Raw genomic sequence first — 24290 nt, forward strand, 5'->3', positions numbered from 1 at the left:
TCATTATATTACAAGGGATGATGCCGAATGATTAATGAAACATTGCCAAAAATATGGTACGGCGGTGATTATAATCCAGAACAATGGCATGAACAAATTTGGGATGAAGATATTCGTATGTTCAAACTAGCTGGTATTGATGTCGCGACATTGAATGTATTTTCATGGTCGCTGAATCAACCCGATGAACATACCTATGATTTTACTTGGCTCGATGAAACGATCAATCGTCTCTATCAAAATGGTATTTATACGTGTTTGGCGACAAGTACCGGGGCCCATCCGCCATGGATGGCGAAGAAGTATCCGGATATTCTACGCGTTGATTTCTATGGTAGAAAACGGGCTTTTGGCGGCCGGCATAATTCCTGTCCAAACAGTCCTACCTATCGAAAATATTCGCAATTGATGGCTGAAAAATTAGCTGAACGTTATAAAAATCATCCAGCTGTTCTCATTTGGCATGTGTCAAATGAATATGGTGGATACTGTTACTGTGATCAATGTGCCCAAAGTTTCCGTAAGTGGCTGCGTCACCGGTACTGCAATTTAGACCAATTAAATCAAGCATGGAATACGCGGTTCTGGGGGCATACCTTTTATGATTGGGATGAGATTGTCCCGCCGAATGATTTAAGTGAGGAAAGAGAAGGCCAACAAACGAATTTTCAAGGCATTTCTCTCGATTATCGTCGATTTATGTCTGATAGCTTACTGGAGTGCTATAAACTTGAATATAATGCGATAAAAAGCTACAGCTCAAATGTTCCTGTAACAACCAATTTGATGGGGACTTATCAGGAGTTAGATTATTTTAAGTGGGCGAAGCATCTGGATGTTGTTTCGTGGGATAATTATCCTGCGATGAATACTCCGGTTAGTTATACAGCGATGGTCCATGATTTAATGCGGGGACTCAAGAGCGGACAGCCATTTATGTTGATGGAGCAAACGCCTAGTCAACAAAACTGGCAACCTTATAACTCGTTAAAACGGCCGGGTGTCATGCGTCTATGGAGCTACCAAGCGATTGCTCATGGAGCTGATACCATACTCTTCTTTCAATTGCGCCGATCCATTGGTGCCTGTGAAAAATTTCATGGGGCAGTGATCGAGCATGCGGGTCACGAGCACACAAGAGTTTTTCGTGAGACGTCAGCATTGGGGAAGGAACTGCAAACCTTGTCTGATCGTCTTTTAGATGCCCGTGTGAACGCTAAAATCGCGATCGTTTTTGATTGGGAAAACCGCTGGGCGGTTAATTTATCAAGCGGGCCGTCGGTGGCATTAGATTATGTTAATGAAGTTCACAAGTACTATGATGCCTTGTATCAGTTAAATATCCAAACCGACATGATTGGTGTTGATGAAGATTTAAGTCAATATGATATTGTTATTGCTCCGGTGCTCTATATGATCAAATCAGGATATGCACAAAAAATTAAATCATTTGTCAAAGCGGGCGGGACGTTTGTAACAACGTTCTTCAGTGGCATCGTTGATGAGAATGATTTGGTTACAGTCGGTGGCTATCCTGGTGAATTGCGAGATGTATTGGGGATCTGGGCGGAGGAAATTGATGCTCTATTTCCTGATCAAACCAATCAAATGGTCATGAGTCGGGAATGGGGTGGTTTGAAAGGGAACTATGAATGCGGTTTATTATGTGATCTGATTCATTCTGAGGGAGCTGATGTGGTTGCGGAATATGGCTCCGATTTTTATCAAGGTATGCCGGTACTGACAGCTCATTCATATGGTGAAGGGAAAGCATGGTATGTCGCGTCAAGTCCAGATAGCGAATTTTTAACGGGATTCCTTTCTAACCTTTGCACCGAAAAAGGTATCAAGTCTGTTGTTAATGCACCGGAGCATGTCGAGGTATCGGAACGGTCGAAAGAGGGTCAAACCTATGTATTTTTGCTCAATCATAATGCTGAGGCTGTAATTGTTGATTTAGGTGATCGGTCAATGAGAGATGTGTTAACCGGTGATATACAGTTTGGTCAAGTGCCACTAGTAGGTAGAGGGGTTATGATACTGGAAAAAACAACTTAAAGAAAAAACGTCCCAAAAGGTCATGTGGCTTTCGGGACGTTCTTGTTTTAACCATAGCACTGAAAAGATCGAATGCGGTCAAGATCGACGCCAAAGTACACCCAATTATATCCTGTCCAGCGCCATCCAGCTATAGACTGTCTGCCGACAAAGGTAGGATAGTACCAGAAACTCTGTCCGCCTCTTAGCCAAATATAGGTGTTACGGTATAAACATCCACGGATACCGCCTGGATCGACGGCATAGGTGCTGATTTGGCCGGTTCCCCCGGAAGAAAGTTGTGGTGTGAACGATGGAGGTGGTGATGACGGAGGCCCGCCTGGTTGACCGCCTCCGGTCCCTGGTGGTCCATATGGGGGTGGTGGTTGGGTTGGCCCGCCTTGTTGTCCAGGAAACAAGTAGTGAAACATCCCGCCCCATAGTCCGCTATTATGTTGCTGTCTATACATGTCATGACTCCTTTCTGTGTGGCCTTGCTATACACTATTCAGCACTTTGGTAAGCGTTAACTTGTCTATTTGAATTTAGACGGGAGCACAGGACCGGTGACATGCATAAATCCATCTTTTGTGAGGCAGATTAAAAGTATCATCATAGAGGAGGCGGTCACGTGCAGGAAACAAATACAACATTTGTCGCCGTACAAAAAAACGAGGACGGCGATATTACAGCTTTTAAAACATCTGATGGACGTGAATTGTCTTATGACGATGCGTTGCAAGCAGTGCAGTCAGGACAAATTGCCGATGTCAATGTCGGTGAGGCACGAAATGGACGGCCGGTGATCCGTGGAAATCCAGACGGGAACCCTGATAACAATCTTGATCAGCTCCCATCGTTTTAGTATAAGAAAAAGGCAGCGCGAATGAGCGCTGCCTTCTTTATTGAACGTCAACTTGATTCATCCGATTCTTGTTCAGATTTAAGTATTTCAGCCTTGCGTTTGGAAACCATCGCATAGCTGAAAATCGCCGCTGCGGCAATCAATCCGAGCACATTGGCTATCATTTTTGGAACCTCCTTTACAAACAATTGACTTGACCTTAAGCGTTATCAGAAGACACAATAGAAGATGTGAGATGGAATGAAGGCAGGTGTGTCTGTATGTTAAAACATCCATTAGATAATGATTTTGAGCAGCTGTCAACGTTCGAGCAAAAAATCATCATGGCAGTCGCTGCCAAGGTATCTGTTGACGATGCTAATACGAAAGTTTATACGCTCTATATTAAAGATTTGAATCTTGATAAACTTGTGCCCTCCGACATTACGCAAAGTTTGAAAGCCTTGCAGCAAAAAAATATTGCGGTTGAACGAGAAGGTCAATTGATTCAGGTACCGTGGCTGACTCAAGTGAGTTATGATGATTTATCAAAATCCTATGCCATCATTTTTAATTCCATGCTTAAAACATCGTATGTAGATTTGTTTTTAAAATACCACGGGGAGAGACAATAGCCATCATTTTATGTAGCTGTTCATTTGGCGGTAATGGCCCTCTATTTCGGAGCGTAAAATAACGAAAACCAGGGTCCTTAGGAACCCTGGTTTTCGTTATTCTACGTTTTCATTTCTTTTCTGTTATTTTACGCCTTTCGTCCACTTGTCAACAAGATCTTGATGATTCTCGACAAATTGTTGTCCAGCTTTGGCTGGATCTGTGCCATTTTGAATACTTAACATGACTTTGTTCATGTCATCTTTTGTCCAGTGGTATTGGTTTAAAATCTTATATGCAGCGGGTGCATCTTCTTTCAGGCCTTTACGAGTAACCGTGTAAATATCGTCTGGGTCACCGTAAACGTTTTTCGGATCCTTCAGGTATTTCAAATCCCATTTATTAAATGCCCAGTGCGGTGACCAAAGGGTGACAACAATTGGTTCATGTGCCTTGATGGCAGCGCCAAGAGCAGCTGTCATCGCCGATCCAGAACTAGGTTTAACTTGCCAATTGTCTTTTAGTCCATACTTTGGTAGCAATTCATTTTTAGTGATAATCATTTCACCAGCCCCAGGGCTAATGCCAGTAATGGTCCAATCGAGTTGCTGGCCTAGTTCGGAGTTATTTTTCAAATCACTCACCGAATTAACATCTTTCATGTATTTAGGAACCGCAAGTCCAAGAGGTGCGCCATCAACATTCGTGCGAATCCTATTAACTTGATTTTTATATTTCTTCCAGTAACTTGAGTGTGTATGCGGTAACCACGCAGCAAGTGTTGCATCTGCTGACCCGTCCGCTACACTGGAGAACATCGTTCCAACACCGACTTGTTTCAAAGTTACGTTATAACCGACATTTTCGAGAACCGCCTTCAGTACATTATGGTTGGCAATGGCAGAAGCATATGTATCAAGCGCGATTGTTAGATTTTTTTTACCGAGTTCAACACTGCTTTGTGAGTTGTCATCTTTGTCGGCATTGCTATTCTCATCATTGTTACCTCCTTGATTGCCGCAAGCACTTAACACCAAGAAAATCGCAAGTAAAAATGATGACAATATCAGCCACTTTTTCTTCATAAGTATGTATTCAATCCTTTCTAATAAGTTATATATTAGAATACACCGAATTCATCCTATTATTCAAATTGCAAAAAGTCGGATGACAAGTTAAATGGACCCACATATAGAGATTGAACAATGTTTCAATATTGTTAGGGACAATTTAATGATAAAATCAGGGATTTTAAGGTTAACTTGATGAACAAAAATATCCCCTGATAAAATCAGGGGATAAAAGGGGGAGAAGATGTTACTTCCATTATGGGCATATTTTTCTTATTTTATACATGATCAAAAAATTTTTCACAAAAGGGTTATGTTTGGTTATGATTAAGGGAGAAAAGGTGATTGAAATTGGCTGGTTTATTAGCCAGTGATGGGACGGTAATGACTAATGGCAACATGGTACGATTTCATTATCATAATTTTTTCAGGATTAGGTGCGGGAGTCATTAATGTCATGGCTGGTGGTGGCTCATTATTAACGTTACCAGTACTTATATTTTCAGGGTTACCTTCTGATGTTGCCAATGGGACTAATCGGGTAGCGACATTGGCCCATGGGGTGACGACGAGTGTTAGCTTTTCAAGACGCGGTCTGATTAACAAGAAAACGGTTTGCCTGCTTGCTGCGCCAGCATTGATCGGTTCGGTGCTTGGCGCCTTGTTTGCCAATCAGATTTCGGAATCCCTATTCAATAATATTTTAGCCGTTCTTATGGTCGTTATCGTTATTTTTATTATATGGAATCCTCAGACACGAGCTTTCAGCGATACCTTTGCTTTAACAGCTTCCAGGAAGATATCAGCTGTCATCACTTTCTTCGTCATTGGTGTCTACGGTGGTTTCATCCAAGCTGGGGTCGGTATTTTTATTATCCTTGCTTTAACGTCGATCTTCAGGATGTCATTGGTGCAATCGAACGCCTATAAGATGGTGGTTATTAGTCTATATACGCTGCTTGCGCTAGGGGTATTTATTTACAACGGCAACGTTAATTGGATCCTAGGCGCAGCATTGGCTGCCGGCAATGCTGCGGGTGGATGGATCGGTGCGCAACTGGCTTTTAAGAAAGGGGATAGCATTGTCAAAGTATTTCTCGTCATTGCGGTTATCGGGATGGCCGCTAAATTGTTATTTTTTTAGTAAGGCTGGGACAAATCTAAAAGAGGATACTCAGGAAGCTGAACAATAAGATATGAAAACAAGTTCTAAGCGGAGTCAAAATACGTAGACGCCCGCGGCAAGCGAAGAATTTTGACGAAGCGATGATAGGAATAACTATTCTAAACAAATCATCCGAACGGATTAATCAACAAGTTCGGATGATTTTGTGACGAATACTTTTTGTCCCAGCCTCCTTTTCATGATTTAGAGCGGTAAGTCACGACTGCGAAAGGTCAAAATGGCGATTACATACAAGAAGGCACCACCGACGAATAATCCGGCGCTAATGGCCATAACGTGTGCACTCCCATAGATGATGTCTTGTGGCTGATAAAGGGAAAAGATTGAGATGTGCTTCATCCAAGCTAGACCATCACTCATTTTACCGACCATATTTAAAATGTAGAAGAGTAAGGTGACAGTTGTTGAACAGCTGAGTGCACGCTTTTCATCGTTAAATAAGCAAGAAAAAAAGAAAGTATAGCCGCTAATGACGAAAAACAATAGCAGACCAATCACGTTCATTTGAATGTATCGTGCAACATGCAAATCAGGTTGGTTGATGAATATGGCTACCCCAAGTAAACCGCCACCTATTGCAAACAAGATAATCAAGACTAAGCCTGTGATCAATTGCGTCATTTGGGTAATAGCGATTTTTACTCTTGAATTCGGTGTTGACAGTAAATAGGCCATGGATCCGCGATCAACCAATCGGGCGATGAGTTTGGTGCCAGTCACAATGCTAAAAATCGCAAGAATAATAATAAACAGCAGGCCATAGAATTCATTGGCAATAAAGGCTCCCAAAGAGTTGAAACTCGCTGAGACATTAAAAGCTTTAAGCATTCCTTCAGGCATTTGCTTCATGATATCTTGAATACCTTTAGTATCGGCCATGGATGGATAAATCCAGATGACCAGCCAAAGGTACAACATCGTCCCGAAAGCATAGCTGAAAATGGACTTGGCGTTGGCTTTGAACATCGTCTTGAATAACGCTGCATTCATGATTGGAACGCCTCCTTACGGTCATAATAGTTCATGAACAGATCTTCAAGCTCTTGTTCATGGATGGAAATATTGGAGACATCACAATGGTGCAAGGTATCAATGAACAATGGGTAGTTGCCTTGAATTTCAATTTGGACGGTGTCATCGCTTGTTAATCTCGCGTCTAAATTTGATGAAAGGATCGTATTAATATCTTCCTGTGATCGGACAGTGACCTCAAATACTTTTCGCTGTTCTGACCTTAGATGATGAATATCTTTGACAGTCACCATTCGGCCCTCTTTGATAATACCAACACGGTCACTGGTACGTTCGATCTCCGTAAAACTGTGAGAACTCATTAAAATTGTTTTGCCTCGTGCTTTCTCCTCACTAATCAAATCAATAAATACCTTTTGCATTAAAGGATCAAGCCCAGATGTCGGTTCGTCCAGGATTAAAACTTTAGGATCATGCATAAAGGCAGTCACAAGCCCCACTTTTTGCTTCATTCCTTTGGACATTTTATGAATCGGTGTATGAACGTCAAATTGAAACCGTTCGATTAATTCATCCCTGCGCTGTTGATGTTTGATTTTGCGCATTCCCTCTATCAATTGAATGAATTCGTCACCTTTCATCCCTTCAATAAATGCGATTTCACCTGGAAGATAGCCGACGTTCTTTTGAATATCGGCAGCTTGATGCCAACAATCCATGCCTGTGATTGAAGCACTGCCTTCTTGTGGTCTCATAAATCCAAGTAGGTGACGAATCGTTGTTGATTTTCCCGCACCATTCGGACCGAGATAACCAAATACTTCGCCTTCTTTGACGTTAAAACTAACGTCAAAAATACCTTTGTCAGGAGTGAAGGCGTTTGTTAGATGGTTAACGTTAATCATTGAAATGACCTCCCATCATGCTGAAAGAATTGAAATTTACAACGATGTATATTTCAATTTTTACTATAGGTGCATTTAGGTGTTAAGTCAATATATTTCTGAAACATTTTATTGTTAAAATTTCATTTTTGGTGCTAAGCTATTATTGAGGTGAGAAGAGCATGAGCGGGTTTGAACGGTTGAAAAGACAAAAACAACAAGCGATTCGCAATGCGGCCTTCAGTTTATTTTCTCAAATGGGTATTAAGGACGCTAAAATCAGTGATATTGCCAAACAGGCAGGCGTTTCACAAGTGACGATTTATAACCATTTTGAGTCAAAAGAAGGTTTACTTCGTGATGTGATTAAGCATTATATGGAGCATCAACTGAATAAATATAGGCACATATTGGATGACCAAACAGTTGATTTTATGGAGAAGGTTAGAAAAATCATGTTTGATAAAAGTCAAAATTACCGGTTTTTCAATCGTGAGATGTTAGAACAAGTCCTTGTGAAAGACGAAGCGCTTCGTGTCTACATTGAGGATTTTTATCAAAAACGGTCGTTGCCCTTTATGATGGATTTGATTGAGGAAGGTAAGCAAGAAGGAAAAGTCAGAGCGGATCTCTCCGTAGAGGCTGTGCAATTTTATATTAATATGTTTCAGGAACATATGGAGCGGCACTCTGACTTATTGACTGAGCATAACCAAACATTCGCGGATGATCTCATGCACATGTTCTTTTATGGATTAATTAGCAATCATACATCATGTGAATGATTCAAGTGTATGCAAGGTTTGATGCGATAACTGTATAAGACCCGGTATATCCATAATGAAGGATTCATCGATGTCATCCGGCAGATGAATCCGTATTGTATTGGTGTAGGATGGGTCTGGTTGACTATATGTATATGAAATGTCTTGACTGATTTGTGCTTTATAATGACGCCATAATTTGTTCATCTGAAAGCGAAGCGTCGAACATTGCGATTCAATGTCCGTCACGGGTAGAATAAATGCCAAATTAAGCTGACATCCTAGCGCCTGATCATTGTTTTCTAAGACTTCACCTGTCCAAGACGCTTCTGGATTAGTTAAATGGATGGTTCCGCTGACGGTGCTGCCGACGTTTTGAAAGGTCAGCGAATAATGACGCGATAGGTGGGCAAGATCGACCTGATCATGTCGATCAGTAATTTGAAAGCCGCCTTCAAGATCGTATTCATAAACGGCACCTTCAAGGACCGTTTTTAAGTTATCGAAAACAGTTGGATCAAACATGGGGATGCTCCTTTGATGAGAGCTAAGGTTATGGCGGGGGCCATAACCTTAGCTTTTTGTATTTTTCTTTTTGGCACGCTCTTCAAGTTCGGAATGGGGTCTTTGATCAGCAACGTCCTCGGATAAACCTTGTTTGTTAACGGCAGATGCTGTTTTCCCCTTATGCGCGCGATATTCCTTTTTACTATCCAATTAGAACACCTCCATAACTTAGTGTTCCAAAAGGACCCATTGTTTATCATCTAGTGTAAAGCTTTTTATATTAAAGGACAACGGATCTCTTGATATATTTTCATGGCATCATGTCAAACTAGAAGTTTGGAAAGGATACCGAAAGTGAATTATAATATAAAAAGTAAACCATAATGAAGGGATGAAGCTTTATGGAAAAACAGATTGGGATTTCCGATCACAAATTAGAAGAACTGATTGATAAACATATTCTTATGTCAGGCGGGGCGATTGATGTAAGCCGGTTACGGGAAGGGATTGAGGCGATTATTCGTGAAAATAACCGGGCTCTAATGGAAGATATTAAGGCATTGATGAAAGAGAATGATCATGACTAATTTTTCCAAAAGAAAGGCATCCACCCATCTTTAGGTGAATGCCTTTTCGCTATTTTAGTTTGAATCAATTTCAGGTAAAACTCGTGTTTCCTTTGTCATTTTAGATTGGCACAGAGGACAAGCGGGTTCACTTTCAAAAGAAAATTGATCGCGCATCCACCCGGAACAATCGTCACTGGTGCAAGACCACACCGCCGTTTCAACTTCAGGTGTTGGCTCTTTTTTCTGATTAAAGGCCATCGTATACCCCCTTTGTTGTTAACCGATATTAACCAAATTATGCCAAATCATGTTGTTTAATATTTCAATTATAACAAAAATATAAGAAATATGCTATTTGTATGTTTGGACAGAGCTTTTCCACAATTTTTCCTTTTACTCTCCCAAAGGCAAGCGCTTTCCTTTATAATATAAGAAAAGGCTAAAATTGAAGGGATTGAATGCGGATGCGTTATTGTCGTTTTCAAGTTGGTGAAGAAGTTAAGTATGGGATGGTTGATGTTAATAAAGTGATCGAACTCGTCGGGCCATATTACCAAGAAACATCAGCGCCGACTGAGAATATTTATGAATTAGAAGATGTAACCTTGTTATCGCCGGTCACGCCGAAACAGGTGGTTGCTATTGGTCTCAACTATGTCGATCACGCCAAAGAACAAGGAAAGGCTATCCCAGATGAACCGATGATGTTCATGGTATCTCCTCATGCTGTGATCGGACCTGATGATACCATTCATCTAGCAAGAGAGGAGCATCGTATTGAATATGAGGCTGAATTAGCCATTGTCGTCGGGAAAAAGGCTTATCAGGTTTCAGAAGACGAAGCGTCGGACTACATATTCGGGTATACCATTGCAAATGATGTGTCTGACCGTCATTTGCAAAAACAAGATGGGCAGTTCACACGCGCGAAATCATTTTCAACCTACAAACCGATGGGGCCGTTTGTCGCTACGGATCTAAAATATGACCGTCTGAAAGTGCAGCTGAAGCAAAACGGTACTTTAAAGCAAGATGGTAATACGAGAGACTTCATTCATTCTGTTGAAAGTGTGTTTGCTGCTGTTACAGACGTCATGACCTTGGAACCTGGGGACGTTATCATCACAGGTACACCGGCTGGGGTGGGGCCGCTTGAACACGGAGACCATCTTCAAATTTCGATCGAAGGGATTGGGACATTGGATAATCAAGTTGAATAATTGTTGTTTAATTGGGCTTCTCCTGACATTGGAGAAGCCTTTTCTTGTGTTAGGGGTGTAATGGAATTGAAAGAGCTTTATAAAAAATATTTAATATTGATTATATGTTTTAAATAAACTATTTTAGTAGAATTCCCTGAAATCAAGTAACACAATGCTTATATTGTTATCTCATCATAATATATCGCTTGAAATCATACGAAATAGACTTTGAGTTATTTCAACAAATCTCGCAAAATTAGTACATGGATTTAAAATAATTTAAGAGGTGATGACAACACATGAAGAAATGGTTGCTTTTTTCTATAACAGCGATGCTCATCTTCGCTGTGACAGCTTGTGGGAATTCGGAAGGAGCATCAAGCGAAGGTTCAGGTGACTCTGGCAGTAACAAACAGGTGACCTTAGATTTTGCTGATGCAGGATGGGACAGCATTCGATTACACAATGAAATTGCAGGGACCATCATTGAAGAAGGTTATGGGTATAAAACAAGTGTAACGCCAGGGAATACCCCCGTTACCTTCCAGGGGTTAGTCAATGGTGATATCGATATCTATATGGAGGTATGGACCGGCAATATTAAAGAGGATTATCAAAAAGCGATAGACGAAGGCTCAGTTAAGAAAACGAGCGTTAATTTTGATGATAACACCCAAGGTCTTTATGTGCCGACTTATATGATTAAAGGTGACGAAAAACGCGGTATTGATCCTGTGGCTCCTGATTTAAAAACGGTCGAAGATTTAAAGAAATATCCTGATTTATTTAAAGGACCGTCCGGCAAGCCACGAATCGTCGGATCACCACCAGGATGGGAAGTAGACAAAATCTTAGGGCAAAAAGTGAAGACATATGGATTGGATAAGCAATTTGAATATTTCCACCCGGGTTCACAAACGGCACTCACCACTTCCTTGTCCAAAGCCTATGAAGCCGGCGAACCATGGGTAGGGTATTATTGGACGCCGACATGGGTTATGGGGAAATATGATATGACGTTACTTAAAGAAGACGAATACAGTGACGAGAAATGGAACAATGGCTATGCATGTGAATTTCCATCGAACCAAGTGGTTACGGCCGCTACTGATTCGTTGGAAGACAAAGCGCCGAAGGTTGTTGAGTTTTTAAATCATTATAAAACAAGTTCCTCCTTAACCAATGAAGGATTGCTCTATATGCAAAAAAATGATGCCGGTGCTGAAGAAGCTGCAAAATGGTGGCTCAAGCAGCATGAAGATCTATGGACAAAATGGGTACCAGAAGCTGTTGCTAAAAAAGTGAAAAAAGCATTGTGATTCATAGTTGGCCGGTTTCCACGGCCAACTATTTCCCAATTTTGTAAGGAGGTGCGGTTGCTTAGGCAACGCCAAAGATTATGATGGACTTTCCAGCATCAATAGAATTTCATGTCAAAGACTATGTTAATAACATTATAGAGTGGTTACAACAACATTTTGGCTGGCTATTTGACTTTATTACGATTGTTTTGATTCATTTAATGAACGGTATCACCGAGGTTCTTACATGGTTGCCATGGTGGTTTTTTATCATTATTATATTTTCTTTAGGTTGGCGTTTTCGATCCTTGTTTGCCGGGATTCTTTATGCTCTGTTTTTATTTATAATTGGATTATTCGGTTATTGGGATTTAATGATGCTAACACTGGCCATTGTTTTAGCCTCCGTGTTTGTGTCATTAGTGATGGGTATTCCTATCGGTATTATCATGACGTATAGCAGAAAGTTAGAAAGTTTTATGAAACCGATATTAGATGCTATGCAAACCATGCCACCTTTTGTCTATCTCATTCCTGCTATTCTCTTCTTCAGTCTTGGTAAGGTTCCAGCTCTATTTGCGACGGTTATTTATGCCATTGCGCCAGTCATTCGGTTGACCAACCTAGCGATTCGTAATGTACCAAAAGAAGTGGTTGAAGCCGGCGAATCATTCGGTTCTTCAAAGTGGCAATTGCTCAAAAAGGTGCAAATTCCGCAAGCCCTGCCAACCATTATGGCTGGTGTTAACCAGACAACTATGATGGCATTGGCGATGGTTGTTATTTCGTCAATGGTCGGTGCCAAAGGTTTAGGAATGGAAGTGCTTATCTCCATTAACAGAATCAATGCTGGGCGTGGTTTTGAATCCGGAATTAGTATTGTCTTTCTGGCGATTATCATCGACCGTCTCACGCTGGCAGTCTCACAAAACACTCGCAATAAATAAGGAGCGCACATTGATATGACCAAGAAAATACGCGTTGATCAAGTGACGAAGATATTTGGTTCACACCCCAAACAGATCGTTCAGGAGTTAGACAATGGATTATCAAAGGACGAGATTTTGAATAAAACCGGACATACGGTTGGCGTTAATCAAGTGTCGTTTGATGTGGAGGAGGGAGAACTATTTGTTATTATGGGGTTATCGGGTAGTGGGAAGTCAACACTAATCCGCTGTTTGAATCTATTAAACATCCCTACATCTGGCAAAATCTTTGTTGATGATGAACCCATTACAGATTATAGCAAAAAGCAATTGAAAGCTTTTCGACAAGAAAAAATGGCGATGGTATTTCAACATTTTGGTTTATTTGATCATCGCACTGTTCGGGATAACGTTTCCTATGGATTGGAAGTTCGGGGTGTCCCGGTTGATCAACGGCAAAAAATAGCGGAGGATAGTCTGGAAACGGTTGGGCTGAAAGGTTGGTCAGATAAGTATCCGTCAGAACTAAGTGGCGGTATGCAACAACGCGTGGGTTTAGCGCGTGGCTTGGCCAATGATCCTGATATCCTACTCATGGATGAACCGTTTAGTGCCTTGGACCCGCTCATTCGTCGAGACATGCAACTAGAACTATTGGATTTACAGGAAAAGCTACAAAAAACGATTGTATTTATTACGCATGATGTGAATGAGGCTTTTAAAATTGGTGACCGTGTGGCTGTTATGAGAGATGGCCAAATTGAGCAAATTGATACACCTGAAAATATCCTCGCTAACCCAGCTAATGAATATATCGAAGCGTTTGTTAAAGATATTGATCGATCTAAAGTTTTACAAGCTGAACATGTCATGATTAAGCCTAACGCGCTTGTTTCCTTGAAAGATGGACTTAATGTCGCTATTAAAGAAATGAAAGATAACGGCCTTTCAAGCGTTTACGTTGTTGATAAACACAGGGTTTTACAGGGTATTGTAACCATTGATGATGCTTTAGAAGCGATGAAGCACCAACAGTCATTACAAGCGATTTTAAAATCGAACTTTGAGACAGCGGCGCCTAATGACGACGTTCAGAATCTCATTGATTCAGCTACAAAGACATCTTATCCGATAGCGATTTTATCTGATAGCCGATTGATTGGAATTGTTCCTAGAATTAATGTGTTATCAAGTTTGGCGACAGTATAATACGAGGTAAAGCATCCTATAAAATTATTGTTAAGCAGGTGTCTCAAAGTATCAGTCATACTTTGAGACACTTTTTTCATTGAGATCCGGTGAGTTATTGCTTGTTTGAAAGCCAATGGCACCTTGTAGCATACCAATTTCCCGTTCATAGAAGCGGCAAAATTGCAGTAAGGTTAGATCAGATAAACGCTGGGCCGCGGCTTGCATACCGATTGGCAATCCTGCTTCCGTTACACTGATAGGGATCGAGGCCGCTGGCAAGCCGGTGATATTATAAATTTGTGCCATCACCCAGTCGGAGTCTGGCTTGATAGCCCTCCCGTTAATGGTGTCAGGTCCTTCACGATCGAAGGTAAAGGCTGGGACGGCGACAGTCGGTGATAAAATAATGTCGTATTGATCAAGCTTGTCCTGCATTAGATGCCAGAGTCTCGCTCGTTCCTTCTCTAATTGTTTAAATTGGGCCGCGCTTAATTGTTTGCCCTGTTCGATAGCCTTTAGCATACTTTTAGAAAACATGTCAGGCTGCTTTTCCGCTTGCTTATAAAAACTAGCCGATAGTCCAGATGTCCATAAGCTCTCAAAGTAATGGATGAAGTCCCGGATAGACCGAGCCAGTGGTAAGTTAATTGCCGTCACGTCCAATCCACTTTCAGACAATTGATCAATCGCAGATAAGAATCCTTTCTTGACGCCTTCATCAATGTCAAAAATTCCAAAATCTAATGTCCAGCCAATTTTCAATGATTGAGGTATCTGGTTGATGGCTTGTCCATGATTCGGTTCCGTGATAGGTAAGGAAAATGGATCCGTATTAGAGACTCCTTGAGTCACATCCAACATCGTTGCAGCATCTTGTACTGAACGTGTGAGGGCGCCGTAGTGTAAGAATGGTTCATGACTGCCGAATATCCCGTTTAAATGATTATCAAAGGGAATACGGCCGTACGTCGGTTTAAAACCAAACACACCACATAGACTCGCGGGAATACGAATGGATCCGCCGCCATCGCTACCTTCCGCAAAGGGGACCATGCCGCAAGAAACAGCAGCTGCCGAGCCACCGCTTGATCCTCCCGTCGCTTTACTCAAATTAAACGGATTACGTGAAGGGCCAAAGAGGGGATTATCGGTGGTCCCTTTGTGACCGAATTCGGGTGTGTTGGTTTTGCCTAAAATAATGGCTCCTGCAGATTTTAGCCGTTCGATCACCGTTGCGTCGTGCTCTGGATAATGATCCTGAAAAAGCGGTGAGCCATATGTTGTTCGGATGCCTTTCGTATTGGTAAGATCTTTGCTTGCGATGGGGACGCCTTCAAGGGGTCTGGCATTATTAATTTGCCAACGTTTCTCAGCGGCCAGTGCTTGTTCTAAAGCTTGTTCAGCATTTAGTGTCACGAAGGCGTTGATATTATCGTTGGTATCATGGATATGATTCAATAACTGCTTGACAACCTCAGTAGGTGTTAATGTCCGTTTTCTGTAATGATCGATTAATTCTGTAGCTGTTAGGGTTCGTAGGTCCACTTTGTCACATCCTTTTTTCTATTATTTGTATCATTTATTATAACAATTTTTCATGGAATCGACGATTAAGTATCATCGACGTTGATTTCTGTCATGGGTTCGGGCCCGTCTTTCATCATTCGGACTTCCAATATATGATCCTTAATTTCGGCCCGGGCAATATTCGCTTTAATCGGTGCTGGTAGCGTAATGGTCTCTTGAATATCTGTATTGTCATGCCTCGGCACATATAAGTGATGGGAGTCCATATAAAGTTTGGGTTTCTGCTCGCTTTTCCAAGGCATCCTTAAAATAACATAATCATGTGTTTCAAACACTTGATGGTTACTTCGGCTTTGAGAACGATCCGGCATTTGCTCTTGTAAGAAGTCGGGCATAAAATCATTGATAGAATCAGCAACTTGTTTGTGTATGGATTCACCATCAAATGGAAATCCACCTTCGAAGGATTTTTTTGTTTGATCAATATATTTTTGAATATCTTCGGGATTGAAAAAGGAACCCATCATCATCTCTCCCCGGAAATTAAGAAATATTTTGGACTTAGGTATCATACGATGTCTTAAAGACGCTTTGTTTGGGGGCATCGTTTGATTAAAATAAGATTTACGGACTTACATGTTGATGAAATTCAAAGTTCAGCGGGTGTGTTCACAGGTCATAATCAACAATTAAAATGGCAAACAGCGAATGTTGCAGATAATCAAGGGTTTGGAACCATAAGGGGTCATGATAATCGTGCAGTCAACCATATGAACACGGTGATCAGTTCGCGGTCGTCTACAGATTAGCCTATTTAATCCAGTGTATGTTTGTGACAGAGAGATCGTGAAAAGAAGGGATTGTCAATGTTCGGGATAAAAAAGCGCCTTCAGCGGGACAAACAAATAAAAGAAATCAACGAACGTATGCAGCACATTGAAAATTCGCTTCAGACGCTTTCAAAGCAGGGTTTGAATTATTATGTCACGATTGAGCACTTGGATGTTAAGGACCCTGTTCTTGAACATTTGGATTTTAACTTTGACAGTTTAGATGTTAAAGAGGTTAGCGGCGCACTTAATGTGGGCAATAATTTTGGTGTCAACGTGCACAGTAAGAAACAGGGAGAGCAAAAAAAACAACAGCAAACATCGTCTGTATCGCAAAACAATCAAGACCAACAGCAAACGTCATCAAGTTCTAATAGAAATGGTGAGTGGCATCGCAACAATAAGGGATTATCCTATACATTTTCCCAAAACAAGTAAAGGGGGCGTAGAGCTTTGAGTCTATTGTCACCCAATTTTTTAATTGGCCAAATTCGGATTGGAACAGTTAGTGATGCTTCTTGTGTTAATTTAGGGAACAATCTTCCCACACAGTTTGAAAGTCATAAGAAGCAAAATCAAGGCTTCGGATCGATTACTGGCGATCATAATGATATTGAAGATATACGTAATCTGCTTGATGATGCTGACCTTATTGACATGTTTCAACAAATGGATAATGAAGCCATTCCTGATTGGATTAAGACACTCATTAATGAGCAGATAGAGGAGAAAGCGGCCAAACAGAAACCACAAGAATAATCTATATTATGGCCCAGTGATCGTCCCTATAATATAAAAAATGCCCCGCAATAGTTTCTTGCGGGACAGATGAAAGTGTGTGTTGGGGTTAGGGTTATTTATATCATTCCCTTATTCCGATGGTTTAAAACCTGTTATTTAAAATTTTTTTATTGTTTTCTATCAATAATCCCCATTGCTTCAATGTGATGTCTCGTTTCATCGGTTCCTAACTCATGTAACATTTCATAAATGCGTTTAAGATAATAATCATAGTCATCACTAGACCCCTTTGGTACACCTTCTATTGGATGATGAGCTCGCCAGTAGTCTTCCCAAGCACCTGTATCGGTTTGTTCAAAGATGGTTTGTAGTTGTAATACTTCTTCATCGGATGCTTTAATTTCAAATTCCCATTCTGATATTGTTTTGTCAGGCAGAACTTCTCCGGTACCGACTTTGACGTAATAACTTTGTTTATTCGTATCCATGCCATACTCCTTCCACAACAGTCTACTACTATTTTTTCCACAAAAAAGGGTTTTATGTGATCCGTTATTATTCGAAATGATTCTAGGTATTGCGAAGGTTTTCTATAGGAGAATGGGTATTAGACCCATACACTTAAGTTTCATTATACATATGGTTGATAATGAGGCAGACAATGTCTAAGGCTCATCAAAACTGGCAATACTTGCTAAAAAAACCGGAGTTGAGTACCTTGGAGAAAAAGCAAAATTTATTAAGGATGGCGGTTGAAACGCAAAAAAGGCACTTGATTTTAAGGCTTATGTCAATAGATGATTATGCTCATCAAGAAGATTGGCTACAATCCTTGACCTTAACCGAATTAGAACATGAATGGTATCTTGCCAAACACCGTTCCGATGACCAAATTGGATAAATTTATGAACAGGCTGTTATAGGACTATGGCAAAACGGAGAAGCCCTTTTTGTCGATTGGGTCTTTATTATTTGTGAAACCAGTATTGGACAATTAAACTGAATCTATATAGAATATATAAAGGTAAAAATTGAGAATGGGGTTCAGGAGATGAATATGTCATTAACCTTTGAAGATTATTATGAAAATGAGGTTGTCCTTACTTTCGATGATCATCCGTTTTCTTCAGATCCCAAACATGTTTGGGTCATTTGCCGTTTTCTTGATCAATGGCTACTGACACGGCATCCTCGGCGGGGTTGGGAATTCCCTGGAGGTAAAGTTGAAGATGGAGAAACACCGGAAGAAGCGGCAACCCGTGAAGTGGAAGAGGAGACGGGCGCCCATGTCGATAGCCTTCGATATGTCGGCCAGTATAAAGTTCTAGGTAAAAGTGGAACGATTATTAAAAATGTCTATTATGCCGTTATTGATCAAATTAAAGTGAGGCATCATTACCATGAAACTAAAGGGCCGGTTTTCATTAATGAGCTGCCAAAGACCATTAAAGAATCGAATTTATACTCATTTATGATGAAAGACGATGTTTTAACGCAGTGCTTAAAACGGATTAATGACATTGAATTTTGACTTAAATAAGACCGTCCGCTCATGATCGGACGGTCTTATTCGTTCTCTATTTTGGTCCAGCCTGCGCAATAGCTGGATCGATGTTTTTAAAGGTTGTGAAATTATCCTTGAATTTTTGTGCCAAGGCATTCGCCTTTTGATCATATGCTGTTTCAGATGTCCACGTGGCTTTCGGGAATAGAATATTATCGGGAACGCCAGGTATCTGGGTTGGAATCGATAAACCGAAATAAGGTTCGGTGTCGGTTTCAGTGTGCTTCAATTCGTTGGTCAATGCGGCCTGCACCATGGCTCGAGTGTAATTCAGATCAATGCGTTCACCTTCACCGTAAGGGCCGCCAATCCATCCTGTATTCACTAAATACACGTTCACATGATGTTGATCAATGCGCTGTCCTAGCATATTAGCATATATGGATGGCTTTAAAGGTAGAAATGGCGCTCCGAAACATGTTGAGAACGTAGCCTCAGGTGTGGTGACACCGCGCTCTGTCCCTGCTAATTTACTCGTATACCCCGATAGATAGTGATACATCGCCTGTTCTTTGCTTAATCGACTAATGGGTGGCAATACCCCGAAGGCATCTGCTGTTAGAAAGATAATCGTTTCCGGATGTCCCGCCCGACTGGGTTGAATCACATTTGGAACGTGTTGGATTGGATAAGCCGCGCGGGTATTTTCTGTATAATGGTTACTATCATAGTCAGCAACGCGAGAGTTTGCATCAATTTCCACATTTTCTAGAACAGAACCGTAGCGGATCGCTTGCCAGATGAGCGGTTCTTTTTCCTGTGATAGTCGGATGGTTTTCGCATAGCAGCCGCCCTCAATATTAAAAACCCCGGCATCTGACCACCCATGTTCGTCATCACCGATTAATTGTCGATTGGGATGATTAGATAACGTTGTCTTTCCTGTTCCTGATAACCCGAAAAATAAAGCCACATCACCTTCATTACCAATATTAGCTGAACAATGCATGGATAATATATCCTGTTGAGGCAGGAGTGCGTTCATGACAGAGAATATAGACTTTTTAATTTCACCTGCATATTGTGTACCGCCGATGAGAACAACATTATGTTTAAACGAGATGGCGATAAACGCTTCAGATCGAGTTCCATCGAGGACTGGATCGGCCTTAAAGCTTGGTGCTGATATCACAGTAAATGCCGGTTCAATTGTCTCGGTCTCGTTTTCAGGGCGAACAAATAGTTGCCGGCTAAAAAGATTATGCCACGAATACTCTGTAATGACCTGAATCGGTAAGGCATATTGGGGATCTGTTCCTGCAAAACCGCGGAAAACAAATCGCTCTTGTTGTTCTGTCAGGTGGTCAAGAACTTTTTCATATAATGATAAAAAAGTTGATTCATTCATAGGTTGATTATTTTTCCAGTCTAACCGGTCATCATCTATGTCATTGACAATGTATTTGTCATAAGGGGAACGACCGGTGTATTTGCCTGTTTTTACTGCCAACGCACCGGTTTCGCTTAGAATACCTTCTTGTCGTACCAAAGATTTTTCAATGAGATGTGAGATGGACCAGTTGAAATGGGTCTGATCGTTCTGCAAAAGCTCGTGTAGCTTAGAAGAAAAGGTTGTTGTACTCATGATAAAATGTCACCCCTAATTTAAAAGTACATCATAATTCTTTAAATAGTATAACACATTATATGAAAAATGCTATTATAAATTGATTGCTTTTCAGATTCTGATGATGAAAAACTGCTGATTTGCGGTTTTTAGCATTTTTCGTTAAAATAACTATGATTTCAAATCGGCCAAGGGAAGGATTTTTTGGATGACAAAAACATATTCTCGGAGGCTATTTACATCCGAGTCAGTGACAGAAGGCCATCCTGACAAAATATGTGATCAAATTTCTGATGCGATATTAGATGCTATATTAACGCATGACCCGAATGCACGGGTTGCCTGTGAAACAATGGCTAACACCGGCCTTGTTCTAGTGACTGGTGAAATTTCAACGTCTACATATGTTGATATATCAAGCATTGTGAGAGAAACGGTCCAAGATATTGGATATAACCGGGCTAAATATGGTTTCGACGCCGAAACTTGTGCGATATTAACGTCCATCGATGAACAATCATCAGATATCGCTCAAGGAGTTGACCAGGCTCTAGAAGCTCGAGAAGGTCAGATGACAGATGAAGAAATTGAAGCAATAGGTGCGGGGGATCAAGGTTTGATGTTTGGCTATGCTTCAAACGAAACACCAGAATTGATGCCGCTGCCGATTTCATTAGCCCATAGATTATCACGCCGCCTTGCTGTTGTTAGGAAAGATCATATCCTCGATTATTTGCGTCCGGATGGTAAAACTCAGGTCACGGTTGAGTATGATGAGAATGGCAAGCCTGAACGCATTGATACCATTGTGATTTCAACGCAACATCATCCTGACGTGACCTTGGAGCAAATTAAGGAAGATCTTAAAGAACACGTGATTCAACCGATTGTACCTGAAGGATTCATTGATGAGACAACAAACTTTTTTATTAATCCAACGGGGCGCTTTGTCATTGGTGGCCCTCAAGGTGATGCTGGTTTGACCGGCCGAAAACTGATTGTTGATACTTATGGTGGTTTTGCCAGGCACGGTGGGGGAGCGTTTTCTGGTAAGGATGCAACCAAAGTTGACCGTTCAGCAGCTTATGCGGCGAGATATGTGGCTAAGAATATCGTGGCCGCTGGTTTGGCGGAAAAATGCGAAGTTCAACTTGCTTATGCCATTGGCGTTGCCAGACCGGTATCCATTGCCATTGATACCTTTGAAACAGGGAGCATATCGGAAGAACGTTTGGTTGAACTTGTTAGGTCTCATTTCGATCTGCGTCCTGCTGGTATTATCAAGATGCTCGATTTACGCCGGCCAATATATAAACAAACGGCCGCTTATGGACACTTTGGCCGAACAGATATTGAACTCCCATGGGAGCAAACGGATAAAGCGAAAGATTTGAACAATGAGGCCTAATCATAAAGTGCGGCGTAAGGAGCCGCACTTTTTGTATATACCGGGGCATGATAAAATGGGGAGAGAGGATGGTTACAGGTGCGAACGTGGAAAACAGATGTCCTTGTTCCAAGAGGTGTGGTGGTTATCGTTCACGGGCTGGGGGAGCATCATGGTCGTTACCGTTGGTTAAAAGACCGCTTGATAGATGAAGGATTCCATGTTATTTCAGGTGATTTACCAGGTCACGGTAGGCATCTTGGCCCCCGGGGACATGTCGATCGGTTTGACGAGTATATTGAGACCATTAACCAGTGGATTGTGAGCGGGCAGTCTTTGGATATTCCCGTCTATTTATTGGGCCATAGTATGGGAGGACTAGCTTCGATTCGTACTGTACAGGAGAAACATCCTGATATCCATGGTCTGATTTTGTCATCACCTTGTCTTGGTATCGTCAATCAACCTCCGCGCTGGCTGTTATCACTCGCTCGAATTTTAAATAAATGTTATCCAAAATGTCGCATTCCAACTAAGGGTTCCGCTGATAATGACAAGGCGACAAGGAATCCGGACATTCTTAAACGCGATGCCCATGATTCGTTAATGTTAACAAAAGTCTCCGTCCGATGGTACTTTGAATTAGATAAGGCCATGGTGCAAGCGGTCGAGCGAAACGCATGCTTTCCTAATATACCATTGCTGGTTATGCAAGCCGGCAGTGACAAAATTGTCGATAAACAGGCTGTCCAATCATGGTTTGATGCCCTTACAATAGAAAGTAAGCACTACAAAGAATGGGCTGGGCTTTACCATGAAGTGTATAATGAACCTGAACGCAACGATGTTTTTACTTATTCGCTAGGATTTATGAATCAATATATGAATACCCATTGATGAAAGGAGGGTTCGTATGAAGGTGCCATCAACCCCTTTCGGTTTGATGAGAAATATTTATAAGATGGTTTTACCGAAAGTTCATAGTGAATTAGCAGCTTGGAAAGAGAAAGCAAGGAAAATTCCTGATGAAGAATTGCGCAAGCAGGCTGTGGCCAGTATTGAGGCGAAAACATTTCATTGTGAAGGGGGGTCAATACATAGTTTGTTGGCAGGACAAAACTACCAGGCTGTCATTGAATTTGTCGTGGCCTATCAGACCATTAGTGATTATCTAGATAATCTCTGTGACCGTTCTGTCTCATTGAATCCCGACGATTTCCGTGCCCTTCATGAATCGATGATGGATGCCTTAACACCCGGTGCACCATTAAAAGATTACTACCGTTTCAGGGATCATCAAGGTGATGGTGGTTATTTACCTCAATTAGTACTCACATGCCAGCAAATGTTAGCAAATTTGCCGTCGCTCAAGACTATTCAACCAAGCTTACATGAGCTTGCTGGTTATTACTGTGACTTGCAGGTTCATAAGCATGTTAAGCATGAGGAGCGTGTTCCGCGATTGCAGCATTGGTTTGCACACTATGAGCACCAATGGCCAGACATGCAGTGGCAGGAATTCTCGGCGAGTTCCGGTTCAACTCTAGGTATCTTTTGTATCGTTTCTTATGCGGCTAATGGTGAACAGATGGACAAACTTGTTCCCATTTTAAAGTCTGGCTATTTCCCGTGGGTTCAAGGTTTACACATTTTACTCGATTACTTCATTGATCAAGAAGAAGACCGTATTGGCGGTGATCTGAACTTTTGCTTTTACTACGATAATGAGGATGTGCTACTCAAGCGACTCAATTATTTTATTGAGAAAGCCGATCAGAGTATTCAGACGCTTCCCGATCGTGCCTTCCACCGGATGATTAACCGCGGTTTAATGGGTATCTATTTGGCAGATCAAAAAGTTGCGAAGCAGCGTCGTGTCAGGGTGCAAGCGCGCAAGATGATGCGAAAAGCTGGTGGCTCTGGGATGTTTTTCTTCTTAAATGGTTGGCTCTACCGGCGGTTAAAACCAGGATTATAGACCAATAGACAAACGACCACTCTCTTATGGTGTAGGGTGGTCGCCTTTATGTTTCAATTTTTCTAATGCCAGCAAGTAGGGTGGCTGGTTAGGGTTAATTACTTCGTATTTAAGAATTCGCCATTTTAACTTGGGTAATGCATTGATCTGCTGCAATAAATATGAAGATTCATCGTAGCCTTGGTCATGTCCAGGATAAACAACGACGGCGATGATTCCTCCTGTGACAAGTTGTTCACCGAGCTTGGTTAAGGCCGTCCAAGTAGCGTTCGGATGAGTGACGATATTAGTATTGCCGCCTGGGAGATAACCAAGGTTAAAAATCGCCGCCTGCACGGGTTCGTTAATATAATCGTCAATACGTTCATGTGAATCGTTAATGAGTGTAACGCGGTGATCTAAATCGGAAGTTTCAAGTCGACCTTTTGTCGAATGAATGGCTGCTTGCTGAATATCAAAAGCCAATACTTGTCCGGTTTCACCTACACGTTTGGCTAAAAACTCCGTGTCATGGCCGTTACCAGCAGTAGCATCAACAACCGTATCGCCTTTGCTGATGACTTGCTGTAGTAACATATGAGCATGGGCAATGACGCCTTTAATGGTCATGGTGCACCACCTTTCA

At 41.5% G+C, this 24290-nt stretch carries 30 protein-coding genes; 18 read left to right on the forward strand and 12 right to left on the reverse strand.

Features of this window, described 5'->3' with window-relative positions:
* Positions 1 to 27: 27 nt before the first annotated feature.
* Positions 28 to 2058 (forward strand): beta-galactosidase, encoded by a 2031-nt coding sequence (locus B9Y89_RS09635; protein ID WP_085523023.1) that lies wholly within the window; start codon positions 28 to 30, stop codon positions 2056 to 2058.
* A gap of 47 nt (positions 2059 to 2105) precedes the next feature.
* Here the strand turns inward: B9Y89_RS09635 and B9Y89_RS09640 are convergent, their stop codons facing one another.
* Complete coding sequence (locus B9Y89_RS09640) at positions 2106 to 2507, reverse strand: transporter (RefSeq protein ID WP_085523024.1); 402 nt, start codon at positions 2505 to 2507, stop codon at positions 2106 to 2108.
* 161 nt (positions 2508 to 2668) lie between these two features.
* Here B9Y89_RS09640 and B9Y89_RS09645 point away from each other — a divergent pair, with 161 nt between their 5' ends.
* Together B9Y89_RS09645 and B9Y89_RS09650 are read left to right on the forward strand one after the other, a co-directional pair.
* Positions 2669 to 2902 carry a DUF3892 domain-containing protein gene (locus B9Y89_RS09645; RefSeq protein ID WP_085523025.1) on the forward strand — a complete coding sequence of 78 codons (234 nt, stop codon included), beginning with the start codon at positions 2669 to 2671 and terminating at the stop codon, positions 2900 to 2902.
* A 260-nt stretch (positions 2903 to 3162) separates the two neighbouring features.
* Entirely contained in the window at positions 3163 to 3516 is a 354-nt protein-coding gene (locus B9Y89_RS09650; protein WP_085523026.1) for a RepB family plasmid replication initiator protein, read from the forward strand.
* A gap of 123 nt (positions 3517 to 3639) precedes the next feature.
* Here B9Y89_RS09650 and B9Y89_RS09655 read toward each other — a convergent pair whose 3' ends face one another.
* The gene (locus B9Y89_RS09655; RefSeq protein WP_254901234.1) at positions 3640 to 4581 is read right to left on the reverse strand and encodes a glycine betaine ABC transporter substrate-binding protein; all 942 of its coding nucleotides are present in this window, start codon (positions 4579 to 4581) and stop codon (positions 3640 to 3642) included.
* A 376-nt stretch (positions 4582 to 4957) separates the two neighbouring features.
* Here B9Y89_RS09655 and B9Y89_RS09660 point away from each other — a divergent pair, with 376 nt between their 5' ends.
* Positions 4958 to 5710, forward strand: a complete 753-nt coding sequence (locus tag B9Y89_RS09660; protein ID WP_085523028.1) for a sulfite exporter TauE/SafE family protein — start codon at positions 4958 to 4960, stop codon at positions 5708 to 5710.
* A gap of 225 nt (positions 5711 to 5935) precedes the next feature.
* Here B9Y89_RS09660 and B9Y89_RS09665 read toward each other — a convergent pair whose 3' ends face one another.
* Together B9Y89_RS09665 and B9Y89_RS09670 are read right to left on the reverse strand one after the other, a co-directional pair.
* A complete protein-coding gene (locus tag B9Y89_RS09665; protein WP_085523029.1) occupies positions 5936 to 6742 on the reverse strand; it encodes an ABC transporter permease subunit in 807 nt (268 codons plus the stop codon).
* Positions 6739 to 7629: an ABC transporter ATP-binding protein gene (locus tag B9Y89_RS09670; RefSeq protein ID WP_085523030.1), complete on the reverse strand. Its 891-nt coding sequence runs from the start codon at positions 7627 to 7629 to the stop codon at positions 6739 to 6741. Before B9Y89_RS09670 ends, B9Y89_RS09665 begins: the two co-directional genes overlap by 4 nt.
* 161 nt (positions 7630 to 7790) lie before the next feature.
* Between B9Y89_RS09670 and B9Y89_RS09675 the strand changes: the two genes are divergently transcribed.
* The gene (locus B9Y89_RS09675) at positions 7791 to 8393 is read left to right on the forward strand and encodes a TetR/AcrR family transcriptional regulator (protein WP_085523031.1); all 603 of its coding nucleotides are present in this window, start codon (positions 7791 to 7793) and stop codon (positions 8391 to 8393) included.
* Here B9Y89_RS09675 and B9Y89_RS09680 read toward each other — a convergent pair.
* Positions 8382 to 8897 (reverse strand): hypothetical protein, encoded by a 516-nt coding sequence (locus B9Y89_RS09680; protein WP_085523032.1) that lies wholly within the window; start codon positions 8895 to 8897, stop codon positions 8382 to 8384. The two genes, B9Y89_RS09675 and B9Y89_RS09680, sit on opposite strands and share 12 nt — an antisense overlap.
* Positions 8898 to 8945: 48 nt before the next feature.
* Complete coding sequence (locus tag B9Y89_RS19025) at positions 8946 to 9089, reverse strand: hypothetical protein (RefSeq protein ID WP_176222172.1); 144 nt, start codon at positions 9087 to 9089, stop codon at positions 8946 to 8948.
* 191 nt (positions 9090 to 9280) lie between these two features.
* Here B9Y89_RS19025 and B9Y89_RS09685 point away from each other — a divergent pair, with 191 nt between their 5' ends.
* Positions 9281 to 9466: a hypothetical protein gene (locus B9Y89_RS09685; RefSeq protein WP_085523033.1), complete on the forward strand. Its 186-nt coding sequence runs from the start codon at positions 9281 to 9283 to the stop codon at positions 9464 to 9466.
* A gap of 54 nt (positions 9467 to 9520) precedes the next feature.
* Here the strand turns inward: B9Y89_RS09685 and B9Y89_RS09690 are convergent, their stop codons facing one another.
* Positions 9521 to 9706 carry a cold-shock protein gene (locus B9Y89_RS09690; RefSeq protein ID WP_085523034.1) on the reverse strand — a complete coding sequence of 62 codons (186 nt, stop codon included), beginning with the start codon at positions 9704 to 9706 and terminating at the stop codon, positions 9521 to 9523.
* Positions 9707 to 9906: 200 nt separating this feature from the next.
* On the opposite strand from B9Y89_RS09690, the gene B9Y89_RS09695 reads away from it, so the two are divergent.
* The 4 genes from B9Y89_RS09695 to B9Y89_RS09710 all read left to right on the forward strand — a co-directional run bounded on the left by B9Y89_RS09695 (position 9907) and on the right by B9Y89_RS09710 (position 14089).
* Positions 9907 to 10668 (forward strand): fumarylacetoacetate hydrolase family protein, encoded by a 762-nt coding sequence (locus tag B9Y89_RS09695; RefSeq protein WP_217807186.1) that lies wholly within the window; start codon positions 9907 to 9909, stop codon positions 10666 to 10668.
* Between the two features lie 281 nt (positions 10669 to 10949).
* Positions 10950 to 11969 carry an ABC transporter substrate-binding protein gene (locus tag B9Y89_RS09700; protein ID WP_085523035.1) on the forward strand — a complete coding sequence of 340 codons (1020 nt, stop codon included), beginning with the start codon at positions 10950 to 10952 and terminating at the stop codon, positions 11967 to 11969.
* An 80-nt stretch (positions 11970 to 12049) separates the two neighbouring features.
* Positions 12050 to 12898, forward strand: a complete 849-nt coding sequence (locus B9Y89_RS09705) for an ABC transporter permease (protein WP_085523036.1) — start codon at positions 12050 to 12052, stop codon at positions 12896 to 12898.
* A 15-nt stretch (positions 12899 to 12913) separates the two neighbouring features.
* Positions 12914 to 14089 carry a quaternary amine ABC transporter ATP-binding protein gene (locus B9Y89_RS09710; RefSeq protein ID WP_085523037.1) on the forward strand — a complete coding sequence of 392 codons (1176 nt, stop codon included), beginning with the start codon at positions 12914 to 12916 and terminating at the stop codon, positions 14087 to 14089.
* 51 nt (positions 14090 to 14140) lie between these two features.
* Here B9Y89_RS09710 and B9Y89_RS09715 read toward each other — a convergent pair whose 3' ends face one another.
* Both B9Y89_RS09715 and B9Y89_RS09720 read right to left on the reverse strand, forming a co-directional pair.
* On the reverse strand, positions 14141 to 15616 hold the full coding sequence (locus tag B9Y89_RS09715; RefSeq protein ID WP_085523038.1) for an amidase: 1476 nt from the start codon (positions 15614 to 15616) through the stop codon (positions 14141 to 14143).
* 65 nt (positions 15617 to 15681) lie between these two features.
* Positions 15682 to 16122 (reverse strand): hypothetical protein, encoded by a 441-nt coding sequence (locus tag B9Y89_RS09720; protein WP_085523039.1) that lies wholly within the window; start codon positions 16120 to 16122, stop codon positions 15682 to 15684.
* An 84-nt stretch (positions 16123 to 16206) separates the two neighbouring features.
* On the opposite strand from B9Y89_RS09720, the gene B9Y89_RS09725 reads away from it, so the two are divergent.
* From B9Y89_RS09725 to B9Y89_RS09735, 3 genes are read left to right on the forward strand one after another with little or no spacing between them, the layout of a single operon-like run.
* Complete coding sequence (locus tag B9Y89_RS09725; protein ID WP_085523040.1) at positions 16207 to 16407, forward strand: hypothetical protein; 201 nt, start codon at positions 16207 to 16209, stop codon at positions 16405 to 16407.
* 57 nt (positions 16408 to 16464) lie between these two features.
* Positions 16465 to 16866 (forward strand): hypothetical protein, encoded by a 402-nt coding sequence (locus tag B9Y89_RS09730; protein WP_085523041.1) that lies wholly within the window; start codon positions 16465 to 16467, stop codon positions 16864 to 16866.
* A gap of 15 nt (positions 16867 to 16881) precedes the next feature.
* Positions 16882 to 17187, forward strand: coding sequence for a hypothetical protein (locus B9Y89_RS09735; RefSeq protein ID WP_085523042.1), 306 nt, complete (start codon positions 16882 to 16884; stop codon positions 17185 to 17187).
* Positions 17188 to 17336: 149 nt separating this feature from the next.
* On the opposite strand, the gene B9Y89_RS09740 is transcribed toward B9Y89_RS09735, so the two are convergent.
* On the reverse strand, positions 17337 to 17657 hold the full coding sequence (locus B9Y89_RS09740) for a hypothetical protein (protein WP_085523043.1): 321 nt from the start codon (positions 17655 to 17657) through the stop codon (positions 17337 to 17339).
* A gap of 173 nt (positions 17658 to 17830) precedes the next feature.
* Between B9Y89_RS09740 and B9Y89_RS09745 the strand changes: the two genes are divergently transcribed.
* Complete coding sequence (locus B9Y89_RS09745) at positions 17831 to 18070, forward strand: hypothetical protein (protein ID WP_085523044.1); 240 nt, start codon at positions 17831 to 17833, stop codon at positions 18068 to 18070.
* A 150-nt stretch (positions 18071 to 18220) separates the two neighbouring features.
* Complete coding sequence (ytkD, locus tag B9Y89_RS09750) at positions 18221 to 18700, forward strand: RNA deprotection pyrophosphohydrolase (protein WP_085523045.1); 480 nt, start codon at positions 18221 to 18223, stop codon at positions 18698 to 18700.
* A gap of 46 nt (positions 18701 to 18746) precedes the next feature.
* Here the strand turns inward: ytkD and pckA are convergent, their stop codons facing one another.
* Positions 18747 to 20318, reverse strand: coding sequence for a phosphoenolpyruvate carboxykinase (ATP) (pckA, locus tag B9Y89_RS09755; RefSeq protein ID WP_085523046.1), 1572 nt, complete (start codon positions 20316 to 20318; stop codon positions 18747 to 18749).
* A gap of 190 nt (positions 20319 to 20508) precedes the next feature.
* Here pckA and metK point away from each other — a divergent pair, with 190 nt between their 5' ends.
* From metK to B9Y89_RS09770, 3 genes are all read left to right on the forward strand, one after another.
* Positions 20509 to 21708, forward strand: a complete 1200-nt coding sequence (gene metK, locus B9Y89_RS09760) for a methionine adenosyltransferase (protein ID WP_085523047.1) — start codon at positions 20509 to 20511, stop codon at positions 21706 to 21708.
* A 78-nt stretch (positions 21709 to 21786) separates the two neighbouring features.
* On the forward strand, positions 21787 to 22584 hold the full coding sequence (locus B9Y89_RS09765; RefSeq protein ID WP_085523048.1) for an alpha/beta hydrolase: 798 nt from the start codon (positions 21787 to 21789) through the stop codon (positions 22582 to 22584).
* Positions 22585 to 22600: 16 nt separating this feature from the next.
* Complete coding sequence (locus tag B9Y89_RS09770) at positions 22601 to 23665, forward strand: tetraprenyl-beta-curcumene synthase family protein (protein WP_085523049.1); 1065 nt, start codon at positions 22601 to 22603, stop codon at positions 23663 to 23665.
* Positions 23666 to 23689: 24 nt separating this feature from the next.
* Here the strand turns inward: B9Y89_RS09770 and B9Y89_RS09775 are convergent, their stop codons facing one another.
* Complete coding sequence (locus B9Y89_RS09775; protein ID WP_085523050.1) at positions 23690 to 24274, reverse strand: tRNA 5-(aminomethyl)-2-thiouridylate-methyltransferase MnmM; 585 nt, start codon at positions 24272 to 24274, stop codon at positions 23690 to 23692.
* Between the last annotated feature and the right edge of the window lie 16 nt (positions 24275 to 24290).

This window comes from Tuberibacillus sp. Marseille-P3662 (assembly GCF_900178005.1).
Taxonomy (GTDB): Bacteria; Bacillota; Bacilli; order Bacillales; family Sporolactobacillaceae; genus Marseille-P3662.